Source organism: Desulfobulbus propionicus DSM 2032, assembly GCF_000186885.1.
Lineage (GTDB): Bacteria > Desulfobacterota > Desulfobulbia > Desulfobulbales > Desulfobulbaceae > Desulfobulbus > Desulfobulbus propionicus.
This window is the reverse complement of the sequence record NC_014972.1, coordinates 2,689,253-2,706,848: the sequence shown is the minus strand read 5'-3', so window position 1 is coordinate 2,706,848 and position 17,596 is coordinate 2,689,253. Positions and strand designations below refer to the sequence as shown.

At 51.6% G+C, this 17,596-nt stretch carries 14 protein-coding genes; 8 read left to right on the top strand and 6 right to left on the bottom strand.

Translation table 11 applies throughout. The features are described 5' to 3' along the window. Positions 1 to 14: 14 nt before the first annotated feature. The 6 genes from DESPR_RS11785 to DESPR_RS11760 form a co-directional block, all read right to left on the bottom strand. The gene (locus DESPR_RS11785; protein ID WP_015725031.1) at positions 15 to 1,370 is read right to left on the bottom strand and encodes a sigma-54-dependent transcriptional regulator; all 1,356 of its coding nucleotides are present in this window, start codon (positions 1,368 to 1,370) and stop codon (positions 15 to 17) included. Positions 1,371 to 1,381: 11 nt separating this feature from the next. After that, a complete protein-coding gene (locus tag DESPR_RS11780; protein ID WP_015725030.1) occupies positions 1,382 to 3,220 on the bottom strand; it encodes a sensor histidine kinase in 1,839 nt (612 codons plus the stop codon). 325 nt (positions 3,221 to 3,545) lie between these two features. Continuing rightward, the gene (locus tag DESPR_RS11775) at positions 3,546 to 4,310 is read right to left on the bottom strand and encodes a succinate dehydrogenase/fumarate reductase iron-sulfur subunit (protein ID WP_015725029.1); all 765 of its coding nucleotides are present in this window, start codon (positions 4,308 to 4,310) and stop codon (positions 3,546 to 3,548) included. A gap of 68 nt (positions 4,311 to 4,378) precedes the next feature. After that, the gene (locus tag DESPR_RS11770) at positions 4,379 to 6,304 is read right to left on the bottom strand and encodes a fumarate reductase/succinate dehydrogenase flavoprotein subunit (protein WP_015725028.1); all 1,926 of its coding nucleotides are present in this window, start codon (positions 6,302 to 6,304) and stop codon (positions 4,379 to 4,381) included. Positions 6,305 to 6,414: 110 nt separating this feature from the next. Beyond that, complete coding sequence (locus DESPR_RS11765) at positions 6,415 to 7,071, bottom strand: succinate dehydrogenase cytochrome b subunit (protein ID WP_015725027.1); 657 nt, start codon at positions 7,069 to 7,071, stop codon at positions 6,415 to 6,417. 531 nt (positions 7,072 to 7,602) lie between these two features. Next, positions 7,603 to 8,355, bottom strand: a complete 753-nt coding sequence (locus tag DESPR_RS11760; protein ID WP_245529513.1) for a cyclic nucleotide-binding domain-containing protein — start codon at positions 8,353 to 8,355, stop codon at positions 7,603 to 7,605. On the opposite strand from DESPR_RS11760, the gene DESPR_RS19065 reads away from it, so the two are divergent. The 8 genes from DESPR_RS19065 (at position 8,281) to DESPR_RS11725 (ending at position 17,584) form a co-directional block, all read left to right on the top strand. Continuing rightward, the gene (locus tag DESPR_RS19065) at positions 8,281 to 8,619 is read left to right on the top strand and encodes a hypothetical protein (RefSeq protein WP_245529520.1); all 339 of its coding nucleotides are present in this window, start codon (positions 8,281 to 8,283) and stop codon (positions 8,617 to 8,619) included. The genes DESPR_RS11760 and DESPR_RS19065 overlap by 75 nt on opposite strands. Positions 8,620 to 8,855: 236 nt before the next feature. Further along, positions 8,856 to 10,448 carry a hypothetical protein gene (locus tag DESPR_RS11755; RefSeq protein ID WP_015725025.1) on the top strand — a complete coding sequence of 531 codons (1,593 nt, stop codon included), beginning with the start codon at positions 8,856 to 8,858 and terminating at the stop codon, positions 10,446 to 10,448. 141 nt (positions 10,449 to 10,589) lie between these two features. Further along, positions 10,590 to 11,816, top strand: coding sequence for a tryptophan synthase subunit beta (gene trpB / locus DESPR_RS11750; protein ID WP_015725024.1), 1,227 nt, complete (start codon positions 10,590 to 10,592; stop codon positions 11,814 to 11,816). Positions 11,817 to 11,874: 58 nt separating this feature from the next. Further along, positions 11,875 to 12,651 carry a tryptophan synthase subunit alpha gene (trpA, locus tag DESPR_RS11745; RefSeq protein ID WP_015725023.1) on the top strand — a complete coding sequence of 259 codons (777 nt, stop codon included), beginning with the start codon at positions 11,875 to 11,877 and terminating at the stop codon, positions 12,649 to 12,651. A gap of 114 nt (positions 12,652 to 12,765) precedes the next feature. Beyond that, positions 12,766 to 14,547, top strand: a complete 1,782-nt coding sequence (locus DESPR_RS11740; protein WP_015725022.1) for a M3 family oligoendopeptidase — start codon at positions 12,766 to 12,768, stop codon at positions 14,545 to 14,547. 614 nt (positions 14,548 to 15,161) lie between these two features. Then, positions 15,162 to 16,517, top strand: a complete 1,356-nt coding sequence (locus tag DESPR_RS17400) for a response regulator (protein WP_015725021.1) — start codon at positions 15,162 to 15,164, stop codon at positions 16,515 to 16,517. Between the two features lie 52 nt (positions 16,518 to 16,569). Next, complete coding sequence (locus DESPR_RS11730) at positions 16,570 to 16,932, top strand: response regulator transcription factor (RefSeq protein ID WP_015725020.1); 363 nt, start codon at positions 16,570 to 16,572, stop codon at positions 16,930 to 16,932. A gap of 61 nt (positions 16,933 to 16,993) precedes the next feature. After that, a complete protein-coding gene (locus tag DESPR_RS11725; protein ID WP_015725019.1) occupies positions 16,994 to 17,584 on the top strand; it encodes a chemotaxis protein CheW in 591 nt (196 codons plus the stop codon). The last annotated feature ends 12 nt before the right edge of the window (positions 17,585 to 17,596 follow it).

The following is a 17,596-nucleotide window of genomic DNA, read 5'->3' as shown; positions in this document are numbered from 1 at the left end:
CGGCCCGCGTGCCGCTACTTGTAATCACGCTTGTCGAGGCCATATTTACGCATCTTGTCGTAGAGTGTCTTGCGCGGAATGGCCAGGGCATCCATGACATCCTTGATACTGCCGTTGCTGGCCAGCAAGGCCTGTTCGATTAAGCCGCGTTCAAAGCCATCAACCTGTCTGGCGAGGCTGTATTCCTGCTTCGTTTCCGTTCCCGACAACAGCTGGTCAAGGGACCAGCCATATTGACTACCCAGCAGCACATACCGTTCGGCGAGATTCCGCAGTTCCCGCACGTTGCCCGGCCAGTTATAGGCCATCAGGGCATTCATCTGCGAGGACGTGGGGAGAGGTGCCTCCTGCTGGTAGCGATGGCCGGCGACCAGGAGAAAATGATGAAAGAGGAGGGGGATGTCCTCCAAACGGGCGCGGAGGGGTGGAATTTTCAAGCAAACCACGTTGAGCCGGTAGTACAGATCCTCACGAAACTGTCCTGCTTCAGCCGCCAGGAAGAGGTCTATCTTGGAAGCGGCCACCACCCGCACGTCGAGGGGAATCAGGGTATTGGAGCCAAGCCGTTCGAGCACCCGCTCCTGAAGAACTCGCAACAGGTGGACCTGCGTGCGCAGCGGCATGGACTCGATCTCGTCAAGGAACAGAGTGCCGCCATCCGCGTACTCGAATTTGCCGATCCTGGTTTTCTTGGCATCGGTGAATGCGCCTGCCTCATGCCCGAACAGCTCGCTTTCAATAATGCTTTCAGGAACGGCGCCGCAGTTGACCGCCACAAAATTCTTGGTCCGGCGTTGGCTGTGTTCATGCAGGGAACGGGCGACCAGTTCCTTGCCGGTGCCGGTTTCCCCGACTATCAGAATATCCGCACCGGTGTCGGCGACCCGGGCAATGGTGGCCCGCAGCTGCACCATGGCCGGTGTCTTGCCGATGATTCGCGGTCCTGGGGCGCTGTGTGCTTCAAGTTCCTGGCGCAGAACCCGGTTTTCCAGGGTAAGCGCTCTTTTTTCCAAAGCGCGTTGGACAGTTTTGACCAGACGTTCAGCGGAATAGGGTTTTTCGATGAAGTCGTAGGCTCCGTCGCGCATGGCCTGGACAGCGGTGGAGATGTCGCCATGACCGGTGATCAGGATCACCGGTAGATCCCGGTCGATTTTTTGCGTTTGCAGGAGAAATTCCAAACCGTTCATGGCCGGCAAGCGGATGTCGCAAATCACAACCCCCGGCCAGTCCATGGAAAGATGCGGCAAGGCACTTTCCGCGTCCTCGAAGCACAGGACTTCCAGATCAGCCAGTTCAAGCGTCTGCATGTTGGCCTGGCGGATGTGCCTTTCATCGTCAATAAATAGAACTTGGTTGCTTACGTTCATATCGCGTCTGGTTATGCTTCCTCAAGAGTACACACGAATTTCGCCCCGCCGTTATTTTCCATGACTCGAATTGCGCCGTTCATTTCATGGAGAATCCGTTCGGTGATGGTCAAACCGAGTCCCAATCCCTGACCGCTTTGTTTGGTGGTGTAGAACGGCTCGAAAATGTGGGGTAGATGTTCGGGTGAAATGCCTGGCCCGCTGTCGGCAACGCTCAGCAACACCTTGCCTTCCTGGCGGTAGCCTCGGATCTTGATTTCCTGGTGCGGCATTCCTTCGACCGCATGGAGTGCATTGCTGACCAAATTGACGATGACCTGTTGCAACAAAACGTGGTTGGCACGGACATCGAGCTCAGGGGGGTCAATGACCACCTTGACCCACACATCGGATTTCCGAAGGATCGGATTAAGAATTTCCAGCGCACCATCAATCACTCCATGCAATGGGACTTTGCTGAGCTGCCCGCTGGATTTACGGGAAAATTGTCGCAACTGCACGCCAATCTGGGCCATACGCTCGGTGAGCTCGCTGATCTGTTCGAGGTTCCACATCGCTTCATCAAACCGTCCTTTCTCCAAAAAAAGACGGCCATTGTCGGAATAACTACGGATGGCGGCAAGCGGTTGGTTCAATTCATGGCTAATTCCCGCGGACATTTGACCAAGAGCGGCCATTTTTGCTGCATGGGTGAGTTCTGACCGGGTGTTTCGCAGAGCGATTTCCATCCGTTTGCGATCTTCAATCTCCTTGCGGAGCATGGTGTTGGCCTCCGTCAATTCTTGAGTGCGTTCAGTGACTCTGGTTTCAAGTCGTTCATTGGCCTCTTGCAGTACCTTCCGCGATTGCTCTTCAAAACATTTGAGGTCATTGATCCGCTGACGTCGTTGTTTGAAGAGCAGACTCAGCAAAACGCTGAGGGCGAGCACCGCATTCATTGCTATGAAGACAAAAAAGACAAAACGCTCTACTCTCCAGGTGTCGGTGAAAATATGAACATTCCATCCCGCTTGTTCCATGGTTTTGGTCTGGAGCAGGTATTCCCGCGTCTTTTCGTGGGGCGAGGTGCTGAGTTGAATAATCCTGCCTGAATCGTTGCTTTCCTCGGTGAACATTTTCAAGGCGGTCAAGGAGGCATTCGGATACCTGCGGCTGTCGGTAATCCGTTGATGAGCGGACTCGGTGAGTGGGGCAAGCGTTCGGAACCGCCAGTTCTGGTTGGTTGATAAAAAGATGACTCCATCGGGATCGGTGACAAGAAAGGTTTGTTCTTCCCGCCCCCAGTTGTGTTCCACGGTATCGATGTTGATTTTAATGCTCAAGACACCAAGAATTTTTTCCTTGTGGCGGACAGGATAGGCAAAATAGTACCCCCGTACGCTCGAGGTGTTGCCTAGCGCAAAATATTTGCCGAGCCGGCCTTGCATCGCTTGTTGAAAGTATGGGCGGTAGCTGAAATTTTGTCCGACAAAGGGGGCGGGTTCCTGCCAATTGCTGGCAGCGATGGTTAATCCTTCGCTGTTCATGAGGTAGGTGTCCGAGGCATGGCTGATGCGGTTGATCTTTTCAAGGTATTGATTGAGAAAGTCGATTTCGTTGGCACCGAGATGCCCATTGAGCAAGTCGATCAAAATACGGTCATTGGCCAGGAGTTCCGGCAGATGTTCGTATTTTTCGAGAACGCCCTGGAGATAGGTCATGTAGAGTTCGAGTCGACTGGCTCCTTCCTCGGCCAAATCCTGCAATCGTTGATGATAGAGCCACGTAAAGGTCCACCAAATGTTCCATGCAATGACCACCAGGTAGACTGATAGGGCTATGAAATAGTTGATACGAGGGATTGATTTCATGAACCTGCCGCAAGAACTCAGGGAAGGGTGTCGCTTTCAAAAAGTAATGCGATAGTAAACCGCACGGGGATTGGAATGCAAGGCACGATTCCCGCTGAAGAGCAATTTGAAGAATAACACAGAGAGGGGGCGAAGGACTGACTGGGGAAGTTGTTGGATCATTTTCCTTGCCGTGAACAAGAGCGTCACAGAGGCAAAGAGCGAACTTGCTCGGGGGGATAAGACGCACACTGGGTGAAGAAAAAAAAAGGAGATACCGCTGAGCGGTATCTCCTTTTTCCTGAGTCAGTTAGGTAGAGAGGTCTCTCGTTTGCCGGCTCGGTGATCAGTGATCAATGGTGAACGATGCCTTGAGAAATTCTCTGTTCAAGCGAGCAATATTGCGGATGGTGATACCTTTCGGGCAAACATTTTCACACTCGCGCTCGTTGCCGCAGTTACCGAAACCTTCCTTGTCCATCTGCATAACCATGTTGATGGCCCGCTTTTTGGCTTCCAGTTGTCCTTGGGGCAGAAGGGCAAACTGAGAAACTTTTGCACCGAGGAAGAGCATCGGGGTTCCGTTGGGACATGCCGCTGCGCAGGCGCCGCAGCCAATGCAGGCTGCGGCATCCATGGCTTGCTCGGCCACGTGCTGCGGGATAAGAATGGTGTTGCCGTCCTGGGGGGAGCCGGTATTGACCGAGACATAGCCGCCAGCGGCAATAATCCGATCCAGGGCGGAGCGGTCGACGATCAGATCCTTGACAATCGGGAACCCCTGAGAGCGGAAGGGTTCGATGACAATGGTGTCGCCGTTTTTAAAGCGGCGCATGTGCAGCTGGCACAGGGTGGTTTCCTTGTCAGGGCCGTGAGCCGTACCATTGACCACCGCACCGCACATACCGCAAATACCCTCACGGCAGTCGTGGTCAAAGGCGATGGGTTCCAGACCTTTGATGGTCAGCCATTCGTTGAGCACGTCGATCATTTCCAGGAAGGAGCTGTCGGTGCTGATGTCCTTGAGAGCATGTTCCTCAAAAGCGCCTTGAGCCAGAGGACCATTCTGTCGCCAAATTTTTACTATTATATTGATCGTTTTCGATGACATGAGCTTTCTTCTGCGTTGTATTTTAGACTTCAGTGATGAAACTGTTTATACAAGTGTACAGATCTACATTACTTGTAGCTACGCTGTGAAGGAGTGACGTACTCAAAGGTCAGCGGCTCTTTATGCAACGCCGGGGCTGTTCCTTGTCCTTTGTACTCCCAAACGGCTACATAGCTGAAGTTTGCATCGTCACGTTTGGCTTCGTTTTCCTCTGTCTGGCTTTCTTCTCTGAAGTGACCGCCGCAGGATTCCTCGCGTTGGAGTGCATCGCGCACCAAAAGTTCGCCGAACTCGAGGAAATCAGCGACACGACCGGCACGCTCCAGGGATTGGTTGAGTTCCTGACCGGATCCGGGGACAACCACGTTCTCCCAGAATTCAGCGCGGATCTCGGGAATTCTCTTCAGGGCATACTCAAGACCTTCCTTTTTCCGAGCCATGCCGCAGTAATCCCACATGATCTTACCCAGTTCTTTATGGTAATGATCAACGGTCTGCCCACCTTTACCGCTCTTGGTATTTTTCAGAAGCTTGGCGATCTGATCTTTCACTTCGTTAGCCGCCGCCTCAAAGGCCGGATCGTTGGTATTGGTCGGAACCGGCGGAACGGTGGCTAGATAGTTACCGATCGTGTAGGGCAGGACGAAATACCCGTCAGCCAAGCCTTGCATCAGTGCGGAAGCACCCAAGCGGTTAGCTCCATGGTCGGAGAAGTTACACTCACCGGTGGCGTACAGACCTGGGACAGTGGTCATCAGGTGATAGTCGACCCAGAGACCGCCCATGGTATAGTGAATAGCCGGATAAATTTGCATCGGCTCTTTGGTCGGATCGCTGTCAGTGATTTTCTGGTACATATGGAACAGGTTTCCATACTTTCTCATGACCACATCCAGACCGTCGCGCTTGATGGCATCGGCAAAATCAAGGTACACACCCAATCCGGTCTCACCGATACCATGGCCTTCGTCGCAAGCCTGCTTGGCGTTACGAGAGGCAACGTCGCGGGGAACGAGGTTACCGAATGACGGATATTTCCGCTCGAGGTAGTAATCACGTTCATCCTCAGGGATGTCGTTGGGGTGCCGTTTGTCGCCTTTGGCCTTGGGAACCCATACCCGGCCATCGTTGCGCAAACTCTCGCTCATCAGGGTCAATTTGGACTGGAACTCACCATGGACCGGAATACACGTCGGGTGAATCTGGACAAAGCAAGGATTAGCGAAACCAGCACCACGTTTATAGGAACGGTAAGCGGCGGTGACGTTGGAGGCCATGGCGTTGGTGGACAGGAAGTACACATTGCCGTATCCGCCGGTGGCGAGCACCACCGCATGGGCCGAGTACTTCTCGATCTCGCCAGTCACCAGATTGCGAACGATGATGCCCTTGGCAACGCCGTCAACAACAACCAGATCCATCATTTCACGACGGGTATACATTTTTACCTTGCCGGTGGCGACCTGACGCATCATGGCGGTGTAGGCGCCAAGGAGCAACTGCTGCCCCGTCTGACCACGGGCATAGAAGGTACGGGAAACCTGGGCACCACCAAAAGAGCGGTTGGCCAATGTTCCACCGTATTCACGGGCAAAGGGCACGCCTTGGGCCACGCACTGGTCAATAATGTTGTTGGATACTTGAGCCAGGCGATAGACGTTGGCCTCGCGAGCGCGGAAGTCGCCACCCTTGACCGTGTCATAGAACAGACGGAAAATCGAGTCGCCATCACCCTGATAGTTCTTGGCGGCATTGATGCCACCTTGGGCTGCGATGGAATGAGCGCGCCGGGGGCTATCCTGGATGCAGAACGATTTGACATTGTAGCCCAGTTCGCCGAGCGTCGCGGCGGCGGATGCGCCCGCCAGACCGGTTCCTACGATAATAACTTCGTATTTGCGTTTGTTGGCAGGGTTAACGAGTTTATTGGAAAAACGGCATTTGTCCCATTTTTCGGCTATCGGTCCTTCAGGTATCTTTGCGTCAAGCTGCATAGTCGTTTCTTTTTGCTGTGGTTAAGTGGGGATAAGGCTTGTTGGGAAGATTCCTCATCAAGTTCATGGCTCTCGGGGAACCTTCTGTCCTCTCTGTCAAATGTACTGAATTAGAGCAATTGATTCCGGGAGATGACCATCAAGAAGGTGATCAACAAAAAGACGCCGCCCATGATGCCCGCAAGTGCCCAGGTAATCACACGCAACGGATAATCATATTTCGGATGGCTGATGCCAAAGGTCTGGAGCAGTGACCAGAAACCGTGGCTGATATGGATGAAGAGGAGGCAGATACCTGCTCCGTAAATAAGGGTGAAAAACGGGTTGTTCAGGACTTCGGTGACAAAGTCAGAGATGGTCTTCACCTCGGTTTTCTCGACAAAGTGGAAATTTGCCAGATGGATGAGGATGAAAACAAAAATAGCCACACCAGTGTAGGGCATGGTCTTGGAGCCAAGCGTACGTCCACCGGCACTGGTTTCAACCGCATATTTGCCGCCTCTGGCTTTGCGATTTTCCAAAAACAGGATAATGCCGGTGATGACATGCAGGAAGAAAATCGAATACAGGCCAATTTCAAAAATTGGTACAAAAATGCCTAAAGAATGAAGATGATGCGCGTAGGCATTAAACGCGCTTCTCCCCCAGAAAATTGTACTGTTGCCTATGGTGTGAACGAGCAGGAACCCGCCCAACATAAACCCAGTAAAAGCCATGATGTACTTTTTGCCCAACGATGATCGACAAGTTTGAATGAACCACGACATAATTACCTTTCCTGAATGAGAGTTAAAAAGAGTGAAACTGTTGATACGACAATGAAACCTTGCTCAGTATTGAATATTTTTCAAACTGAACGGTCATTCATTAACTATGTGTTGTCTGTTCTGTCAAGCAAAAAAACCCCGCGCGTTCTTGTCCGGTTTTCCGACAACGAAAATGTGATTAAAATTAAAATTATGCTGAATGTGCGAAATGGTCGTGTGTTATAATGGGTTCGTCGGGGTGTTTGGTGGGGCTTTGTGAGACCGTGTTGATATCTTGGAAAAATAAGGGGCCTGATATGTCGGGCATGATTTGCTGTGCAGTCGTGCTTGCATAGAGTGCACAATGGCGTTGTGCGAGAGGCTCTGGGTGTGAACGGTCAGGTGCCTGACCCGTGTCGCGTGTTGCACGCAAGGAGCAAGGGATGGACCGGGAAGGTCCTTGTTGAAGGAAACGTCCTGCGGTAAGGACAGGAGAACTGTTCCCGAAAAGGGAGGGCGCGTTACACGGGGATCGAAAAATACTGAAAAACCTCAGTGTACCCTCGAAGGTCCGCGTTCATCGATCCGCTGAAGGCCCTCCATGAGCAGTTTCATGAAATACCCAATTTCAGGGACATCAAAATCCTCGGGAGGAAGACCGGGGGTGAATCTGAACCGGCCTGTTTTTTCCCGTAGCACTTCATAAAAAGCGGTTTCGCCCTTGACTCCGCCATAGGTGGCCTTGATCAATGCCCCTTGGCGGAGGGAAAAACGAGCAGTACCCTTCTGGAGTTGTGTGATGGTGAGGATGCCAGTTTTGTGGTTGGCATTCAGCGTTTGGAACAATGCCTCAGGCGGAATTTCCTCCAACTTGCCGATCATCCCCGATGCGTAATCATCGGAACGGATTTTGTTGGCGTCGGTCAGTCGTTTGGCAAGCAGTCGCGTGAAATACGTCTGCAGGGTAGGGTATTTCTGTAATATCGATTTAAAGTGGTGATGACTGGCACGGAGAAGCTGGCAATCGCTGCTGGCCTGGACGGTGGCACCGACATTCTCTTCGCAAATGAGGCTCATTTCACCGAACACTTCCCCTGCCTTGAGCGTGGAGATGGGGATGCCGGCATCGTTGAGAATATCGACCTGGCCGGTCACAACGATGAAAAAGGCGCCGCCGGGGTCTCCCTTGCGGAGAATGATATCGCTTTTCCTGTATGAGATCCGCTTGAAATGCTGCACGACACTGTTCAAGCCATTGTGATCGATATTGCGAAAAAAGGGAAAATCGCTCAGGAGGTGGAGCATCCCGCTCACTTGGTCATCGATCGCCCCTACTTCTTGTTCGCGGCGGGTGTGGCGGAAATGTTCAACCCGGAGCGAGCCGGTGCAGCCGCTGCAGGAAATCATGCAATCAGGGATTTGGTCCGCTCGTTCATATTCGATGATGATTTTTGTCAGGTCCGCGTTGAGAATTTTGCATGTCCCCCGGTTAGGGGGGGAATGCACCATGGTGGTGCTGATGAAGGAACTCTCTCCGTTGCTTTCCATGCTAATGGCGATGCCGGATAGTTGGAAAACGTCCCCGTAGAAAAACATGGGGCAATGTCTGGTTTCGCAAACGCGGAAACTGATTTTAGGGAAGCCCATGGAAAGCTCCTGAAACAATTTACAAAAAGCAAGGCAAGTGATACGTATATCGATCTGATTGTCCTCTATTATGCTGTAAATGCCAGTCTGAGACAAGTGAATCCTGGGAAAGGGCCACAGGCACGACACGACATGCTGGCCACGATTGAAGAGAGTACATGTTGCGCACATCTGTTACCCCTGAAGGACGTTTTTGGGTTGGCAAGCACAGCCCTTCGTACCGAGTCGCCAACCTGCGGCAATCGGATTGTTTCTGCACGCTCGGGTTTTTACCCGAGGCGGTTGCCGTTGAGAATCGAGACAATTTCCCTGAAGGCGACGTGATTGTTGAACGGGCCCGCGCCGTTTACGAGATTCCCAATCCGCTGCCGTTTCGCGGTTGCACCTATATTGACTCCGGATGGGCGAATCAGCGAGCCGCCGATCCCGGATTAATCACCATTCCTCCGGCTGAACCTGTCAGCATGCGGGCATTCCTGGGTTCCCATTGTTCACCCGACGCCATCCGTGCAATCATCAACCACATGCCCCTGCCGCTCCGATACCAATTGGCCGCCACATCCACGGACGCCGAGGAATTGATTTGGTTGGCTGAGTCCTGCTGCCGCATGGTCCATGATGACCGTGGCAAGGCCATTGGGCTTCAATACAGGGAGCGGAATGGTCGCCCCCAGGCGCTCATCGATGATTTCGAACTCTTTGAAACCGTCGCCAACAATCCTTTTTTGCCCGATCACTACAAAGAAATCATGGTGCTTCGCCCTGGTGTACAGGGGGGCAGTGAAATCGTCGGTGATTTTCGCCGGGGAGAAACCGAAATTTTTGAGTACCTGCGGGGCAACTCCTATATCCCCTGGGGACATTATGCCGCTAATTTTGCCCATACCTGCATCCGTTATCGAATCGCCGACCTTTCCGACGCCGACATGGAAGGGTTGCGCCACCTATATTATCAGCGGATCTATCATACGGTGGCTGAAAAACTGCAGTTGGCTCCCCCTAACGAAAGACGGCAAATGACGATCGAGGAATTGGAGGCCCTGCGGCAAACGCTCATGCGGACCGTATCCGGTGAGAAGCAGAGGCTAGAGGCGTTGGCCACCCTGTGGGGGTGGAATTTCGGGTATGATTTTTCCGGTTCAGGCTATCGGCTGCATGCCTCCCACCAGATGATTCATCAACAATACGCCCTGGTTCCGCAATGGGTGACAGCCACCGATGGCGGCCAGTTCCCTGCCTATTGCTGCGGTGATCTGGTGGCCGAGGGAATTGAGCGGTATCGGCAGGAATATCAGTCCGATTTTTTCAGCGACTATCTGAAAGCCATCGCCGGCAATACCCGAACAGACGAGGGGCGGGGCGAGCGATCGCTGGTGGTTTGGCAGGATGCAAACGTCATGCTCTTCGTACCCAAGGCGCAGGTGTCGCAGTGGGAATTGCAGCTGATGGTGATTGCCGACCATATTCGTGGTCCGGTGGGCAACGTGCTCGAGGCGGAAACCTCGGTGCGACGCTCTCTCGACAGGGGGATCCTCAAGGCCCAACAGATATTGGCTCGACTCGGGGCAACGATGGTCACCTCCATTGAATACAGTAAGCGGTTCGGCGTCGAGAACGGTCAGCGCCTTCTGTATGCTTTCTTGCCCAAGCTGCCCTGGTCGATGGGTGCCTTCAGCGAAGCTCAAGGCCGATACATTCTTGGTCACTATCCCGAAGATTTCGCTCTTGCCTGCCGACGGCATTCGTTTTGAAGAATTCGTTTGCCAATCCGAGAAAAGAGCTGAAGACAAGGGGGCTACGTGCTACAACACGACCGTTCTTCTTGAAAACAGGGAAGACAACGTTACGCCTTCATCACGGCGCAAGAGTATTATTAAGTGGAAACAAATATAATGAAAATAGGATATTATGGACAGTGGGGCGGGGCTTTCATCCCGGAAGTCCTTCAGGCAACCTTTGCCGATCTCAACCGAGCCTACGAAGCTGCCCGGAACGATGCGTTGTTTTGGCAAGAATATGTGGAGTTGATGAGCAATTATTCCTGCCGACCAACTCCTTTGACCTTCGCCGAGAATCTAACCCGTCATCTCGGCGGTGCGAAGATCTATATCAAGCGTGAGGATCTCAATCATACCGGAGCCCACAAAGCCAACAACGTCATGGGGCAGGGGCTTTTGGTCAAGCGCATGGGCAAGAAGCGGGTCATTGCCGAAACAGGCGCCGGGCAACACGGGATGGCCACGGCCACCATGGCGGCCAAGTTCGGTTTTTCGTGCACGATCTATATGGGAGAGGAGGATGTTGCCCGCCAAAGGCCGAATGTCTTCTGGATGGAAAAGCTTGGCGCCACCGTGGTGCCGGTCGTCGATGGTTCCCGCACCCTCAAGGACGCCATGAACGAGGCCTTTCGTGATTGGGTCACCTCCATGGATGACACCCATTACGTCATCGGCACGGTCTGCGGGCCGCATCCTTTCCCGGAGATGGTGGCCTGGTTTCAGTCGATCATTGGCCAGGAAGCTCATCGACAAATTCTGGCCCAGCATGGTCGCCTGCCGGATCGCGTTTACGCCTGTGTGGGCGGCGGTTCAAATGCCATGGGTATCTTCCAGGGGTTTCTTGCTGAACCGGGTGTGGAACTGGTAGGGGTCGAGGCCGGAGGGCAAGGCATAGCCACCGGCAAGCATGCCGCGCGCATGGTCGCGGGCAGCGATGCCAGCCCAGGGGTGGCTCAAGGGTACAAGACCATGTTTCTCCAGAGTCCCGAGGGGCAGATGCGCGACACCCATTCCATCGCCGCAGGACTTGATTATGTGGGTATTTCACCTATATTGGCAGATCTTGGTGAAAAGGGGAGGGTACGGTTTGCATCGGCCACCGATCAAGAAGTAATCGATGCCCTCAGTCTGACCATGCGTATCGAGGGCATTATTCCGGCCATGGAATCTTCGCATGCCTTTGTCCAAGCCATCAAGGAGGCACCGGCCATGCGTCCTGATCAGGCAATCATCATCAACATGTCCGGCCGCGGTGACAAGGACATTTTCACCATCGCCCATGCCTTTGACGATCCTTCGTGGAAAGAGTTCATTGTCAAACGGGCCGAGGCATATAAATAACAGCGTTTCTGGCCCGAGGTTCCATATTGGTTTCGGGCCGTGTCGATAGAGGTGCGATGTGAGCGTGGATTTACAACAAGAACTGAAAAAACGCCTGCAAGGAAAACCAATCCTGCTGATGACCCATCTGGTGCTCGGGTACCCCTCGTTGGAGATCAACCGTGCGGTCATCGATCAGATGGCGGCGAACGGGGTGGATTGCATTGAACTGCAGATCCCTTTTTCCGAACCCATTGCCGACGGCCCAGTGATCCTCCGGGCCAGCCAGCAGAGCCTGGATCAGGGGATTAGCGTGGAGGCCTGTTTGCGTTTTGGTCAGGAGATGGCTTTGGCCTATCCCGACGTCAAGTTTCTCTTCATGACCTACTACAACATCATCTTCAAGCATGGCGAGGAAACCTTTCTCCAGAGAACCCGGGATATTGGTTTCTGTGGGACCATTGTTCCCGATCTGCCGCCGGAAGAGGGGCAGTCCTATTTGGCCGCCAGCAAACGCTTGGGATTGGCGCCCATCCAGTTTTTTACTCCTACTTCCAGTGATGATCGGATGCGAGCGGTCGCGGCTCAGGGCGCAGGATTTGTCTACTGCGTGGCCCGTCGTGGTGTCACTGGACAACAAACCACTTTTGACCATGGCCTCGACCAATACCTGGCTCGTTGTCGTCGAGCCACCGACCTTCCCTTGGCGGTGGGGTTTGGGATCAGCAACCGTGAAGATGTGGACATGCTCACCGGTAAGGCCGACATGGCGGTGATCGGCACGGCGACCATCAAACTGGTTGACTCCCAAGGCCCAGCGGCGGTCGGACCGTTTATTGCTGGATTGTTGAGGTGATCGTGCGCCTGCTGGCTGCCCGCTGAGATTTTTTCCGTTGGTCTTGCCTGTTGGGCGGTGGGAGCCGGCATGCAGGATACACTCTTCTTTTCTGTGTAATCGACACGGCATACCATGACTATCGAACTCAACCAACAACTGGGCACTACTGAGGTATTGTGGGATTTAGCCGCGCTCTATCCAGGCGAGGCTGGACCTACCATCGAGTGCGATATGCGTCATTGCCGACAGATGGCCGAGAGCTTGTCCACCGAGACAGCGGGCAAGATCAAAGACCTGGACACGGCAACGATCAAGACAGTGGTCGAACGGCTGGAAGCCATCGACACCCTGTTGGCTCGGCTGGAAGCCTTTGCTTTTCTGCGTTTCATCACCCAGACAGGTGACGCCGCCGCTTCGGCACTCCTGCAGCAGGTCGAGGAACTGGAGGCGGCGGTCGGCACATTGACGGTCTTTTTCCGGTTGGAATGGAACAGGCTTGATGCGTACAGGGTGGAGCAACATCTGCAGCAGCCGGAATTGCACCGCTACGCCCATTATTTGCGGACACTCAGGCAGTTTGCTCCGTATCAGCTCAGCAGCAAGGAAGAGGAGTTGCTCCAGGAGCTAAGGCCCGTGGGGCGAAGCGCCTGGAATGTACTTTTTGAAAAATTGCTGGGACAACTACGCTTCGGCGCGCGAGGTCGGACCGAAGAAGAAGTGTTGAACGATCTTTATCATCCAGACCGCGAGGTACGGAAAAACGGTGCCGCGGAATTGACCGAGGGGCTTCGGGCCAATTTGCATCTCCTCACCCATATTTTTAACACCTTGGCGGCGGAAAAGATGATTGACGACCGACTCCGCCGCTATCCCTCCTGGGACAGCGCCATCAATCTGGCCAACGAGCTGGAAAGACAGACGGTCGAAACATTGGTGACGGCCGTGACCAGTCGCTACGACATTGTCCACCGGTATTATCGCCTGAAGAAAGATCTGCTCGGCTGCGAGGAACTCTACGATTACGATCGTTACGCTCCGGTACCTGGAGGCGAGGAGGCAGCCATACCTTGGAACCAGTGCCGGCAGATCGTTCTCGAATCCTTTGCCGATTTTTCACCAGTGATGGCAAATATTGCCAAGCAATTTTTCACCGACAACTGGATTCACGCACCTGTTCTCCAGGGCAAGCGGGGCGGTGCCTTTTCCCATCCCTGCGTCCCGGAAGCCCATCCGTATATTTTGGTCAACTACACAGGGAACATCCGAGATGTCTCCACCGTCGCCCATGAGCTCGGTCATGGGGTGCATCAGTATCTGGCCGCTGAACAGGGATTCTACAATAGCGATACGCCGCTCGTGCTGGCCGAAACCGCCTCGGTCTTTGCCGAATTGCTGGTTTTTAAGGCCCAGATACGGATCATGTCCACCCCTGCTGCTCGTCGTGCATTCATTTGTCAAAAACTGGAGTCGATCTTTGCCACCGTATTCCGGCAAGTGGCCATGAATCGTTTTGAGGCGGCGATGCATGGAGGACGACGGCACGGCGAGTTATCGGCCGAGCAACTCTCCACTTTTTGGTTGGAAACACAACGACCCATGTTTGGCGATTCGCTCACCCTGCGCGACGATTATGCCATCTGGTGGGCATATATTTCCCATTTTCTTGGCACTCCCGGCTATGTCTACGCCTATGCCTTCGGCGAGCTCTTGGTGTTGGCCCTGTATGGCCGCTTTATCGAGGAAGGCCCGAATTTTGTCGATCAGTACCTGATGTTGCTTCGGGCTGGGGGCAGCCGTTCGCCCTATGAACTCCTGCGGCCTTTTGGAATTGATCTCAATGATCCCGCTTTTTGGTTTGGCGGTCTCGGCGTGGTCGAGCAGATGTTGATGGAGGCGGAGCAGGCTGACAAATAGTGGCAGCGAGTGACAAACAACGTCAAGGGATCAAGGAGGGCATTCAGCGAATGCATGAGCTCTTTGGCGAAATGATTGTTAGTAATTTGTTTCTGTTTTTCAAATAGTTACAAGTTTGATTGGTGATTTTTGTAAGAAGAAATACAGTTTCGTAATCGAGATGTTCCTTCCATTCCTGCGAACGCCTGTCCTAGTTCTGTTTTTCATCACAAAGCATATTATTATATCCCGAAATTTCTCAGATTTTTGATTGGTGATACGCCTTTGTCGGATTCATAACGACAAAAGTAACCAATCACTTTTCCCTGTTCTTCGTATCTTCTCCATAGCCCATCTCAAGATAAAAAGCCTGAGCCTCAAGCGTTCTCAGGTTTTTTGCAATTTTTCATGTCTATTGGGCAGGTTCTCTCTTCATGTTATTCTTTTTCAGGAATGAAAATTGCTTTGGCAATAGCGTTTATTGACAAAACAATTCATCGTGCCGCAGATGACGGTTGGCATCTGTCATGATCCTTCTTTTGGTTTATCCGCAGGTTTAAAAGTCAAACATAGCAGCGTTTCTTTCTAGGGTATGTGGATGACGGCATGAACAGGTATCTTCCAGGAAAAAAATAATGGCAATAATGACCAAGAAGATCGACGGCTTTTCCTTGGATAATATTTTGCAGATATTTTCCCTGGAGAAAAAGTCGCAGACACTCGAAATACGTAAAGAGGACAACAACGGTCTCCTTGATATCCATCAGGGTGAATTAATTAATGCTCAACTTGATCGATTAAATGGAATTGATGCGGCTGTTGAAATTCTAACATGGGAAGGTGTGCAAGTAGAAATACTTCCTCTTCGACAAGTAGAAAGAACAATTACCAATACGGTTATTAATATTTTACTCGAAGTTTCAAAAGTAAAAGATGAGCGTAAAAGTTCATTTGATCAATCTGGTGCTGGCTTGCTTATTTCTGCGATTGAAAAAGCGGAGATGCAGCAGTATAAAGAATCTCATGGTGATATTGTCCAGTATCTCAAAATAAATAAAAATAATCCTGAAGGATGGATTTGGTATTCTCGTATTCAAGGCAATGTGGAAATAATGAGAAAAGCTTTGAATATGGCCAATGGTCTTGATGCCAATAACGAAATGGTAAAAGAAGAGCTGCTGAAATTTAATGCAGTAGCTGCTCAACTAACCGAACAGGTCGTGCGAAAATGCTATTTTTGTTGGGCACCTCTTAACAAGAACACCACAATATGTCCCTACTGCCAAGGTTGTTTGACAATATCCAAGGGTACCCTGACCCAAAGAAGTGAGGGCAAGATTCGCTATTTTGATCAGGCAAGGGAACGCTACAGCCGGATTCTTAAAAAATTTCCTCGAAGTCTCATCGCTCTGTATTGTCTTGGCTTACTAAGCGTGAATACAAAAAAATATCAGGAAGCCCTCGGGTATCTTGATAGAGCAGCGAAGATCGCCCCTGAGAAGTTATTGTTCGCCAATCAACTGAAACTCTTGCTTGACCATCTGGCATGGGAATCCTCCTGTGATGCCTGGATGGAGGATAATGTTCAAGCTGCTGTCGCGGTAGCAATTGAAGAACCGAGAGTCAGTACGCAGAAAGTTATCCTTGTCGTTGAAGACAGTTCGACGACCCGAAAGGTAATTGCCATCACTCTCAGTCGCCAAGGTTATCGGGTTGTCGAAGCGGCAGACGGTCTGGAAGCCCTGAGCAAAGTGAGTGAGGAGCGACCAGACCTTATCATGCTCGATGTTATTTTGCCAAAGATGGATGGCTATAAAATCCTTTCAATTATTAAGGGAAATAAAGAATTTAAAGATATTCCTGTCATCATGCTGACCAGCAAGGATGGATTTATCAGCAAAATGAAAGGGAAAATGGCGGGTTCTTCCGCCTATCTCACTAAACCCTTTGATCCTGACAAGATGATTGCCGAGATTAAAAAACATATATAATAACAATAAGTTATAACCTAAAAAATAACGAAAGTCAGAAAGGAGAATAGATATGGCAAAGGGAAAGATCCTTGTTGTAGACGATAGTCCAACCCAGCTCAATATGATGCGAGCTCCGTTTGAAGAGAATGGATATCAGGTCGTTACCGCAGTCGATGGCGAGGAAGCGGTGGCAATGGTGGAAACGGAAAATCCGTTGTTGGTGGTTTTGGACGTTATTATGCCGAAACTCAATGGTTTTCAAGCATGTCGCAAAATTAAGACGATGAGGGAAAATCTACCCGTCATCCTGCTCACATCAAAGAATCAGAAAAGTGACGAATTCTGGGGAAAGAAACAGGGCGCTGACGTGTATATGACGAAACCATTTAACAGTCAGGAGTTGTTCGACAACGCGGTGAAGCTGCTTTCCTGAGCCGCTTATCGATCCCAACAGATCCCCTGCAAGTAAACTATCCGTCAAAATCGTGAGTGTTATGGCCCAACGGCAGATTTCCGGTGAAGAGAGGTCTCTGCAAGCACTTCTTGAAACTATCGATTACGAAACTGCGACCGCTCGAGCGCAGGATATGGCATTGCTCAAAGAGCAGTCCACGAGAAATATGCGTAAAAGAACACCGCATATTGCATTTATCCTCGGCGATCACGAGATGGCGCTCCCTATTGATGGCATCCAAGAGGTCGGCGATCTGCCCAGCGTGACACCATTGCCTCATCTCCCTTTGTGGATCAAAGGAATTGTGCAAATTCGAGGAGAAATTCTTTCTGCCATCGATCTCGTCACTCTTTTTGAAATGAAGGACACTCGAAGAGTGAGTACCCAACAATCTTTTATTTATTTTAAACAGCAGGAGTTGAAATTTTGTCTAGTCGTCAACAGGATTATCGGCGTGGTCAATATCGATGAAAAGCGTGATCGTCTTAACGAGCATAACTTGCATTCGGATGGTGAGATGATAGGCCTTGCTGAGTTGATGAAAGGAATTTTAAGCGTGAATAATAGAAATATCTATATCATTGACAGTGATCGCTTGGGGCGATCGTCGCGGATCATGCAATGGCGATAAACAAAGGAAGAC

Coding starts and splice junctions, on each gene's coding strand:
- DESPR_RS11785 (WP_015725031.1), bottom strand. CDS start 1,370: ATGAACGTAAGCAACCAAGTTCTATTTATTGACGATGAAAGGCACATC.
- DESPR_RS11780 (WP_015725030.1), bottom strand. CDS start 3,220: ATGAAATCAATCCCTCGTATCAACTATTTCATAGCCCTATCAGTCTAC.
- DESPR_RS11775 (WP_015725029.1), bottom strand. CDS start 4,310: ATGTCATCGAAAACGATCAATATAATAGTAAAAATTTGGCGACAGAAT.
- DESPR_RS11770 (WP_015725028.1), bottom strand. CDS start 6,304: ATGCAGCTTGACGCAAAGATACCTGAAGGACCGATAGCCGAAAAATGG.
- DESPR_RS11765 (WP_015725027.1), bottom strand. CDS start 7,071: ATGTCGTGGTTCATTCAAACTTGTCGATCATCGTTGGGCAAAAAGTAC.
- DESPR_RS19065 (WP_245529520.1), top strand. CDS start 8,281: ATGCTGCACGACACTGTTCAAGCCATTGTGATCGATATTGCGAAAAAA.
- DESPR_RS11760 (WP_245529513.1), bottom strand. CDS start 8,355: ATGCTCCACCTCCTGAGCGATTTTCCCTTTTTTCGCAATATCGATCAC.
- DESPR_RS11755 (WP_015725025.1), top strand. CDS start 8,856: ATGTTGCGCACATCTGTTACCCCTGAAGGACGTTTTTGGGTTGGCAAG.
- trpB (WP_015725024.1), top strand. CDS start 10,590: ATGAAAATAGGATATTATGGACAGTGGGGCGGGGCTTTCATCCCGGAA.
- DESPR_RS11740 (WP_015725022.1), top strand. CDS start 12,766: ATGACTATCGAACTCAACCAACAACTGGGCACTACTGAGGTATTGTGG.
- DESPR_RS17400 (WP_015725021.1), top strand. CDS start 15,162: ATGGCAATAATGACCAAGAAGATCGACGGCTTTTCCTTGGATAATATT.
- DESPR_RS11730 (WP_015725020.1), top strand. CDS start 16,570: ATGGCAAAGGGAAAGATCCTTGTTGTAGACGATAGTCCAACCCAGCTC.
- DESPR_RS11725 (WP_015725019.1), top strand. CDS start 16,994: ATGGCCCAACGGCAGATTTCCGGTGAAGAGAGGTCTCTGCAAGCACTT.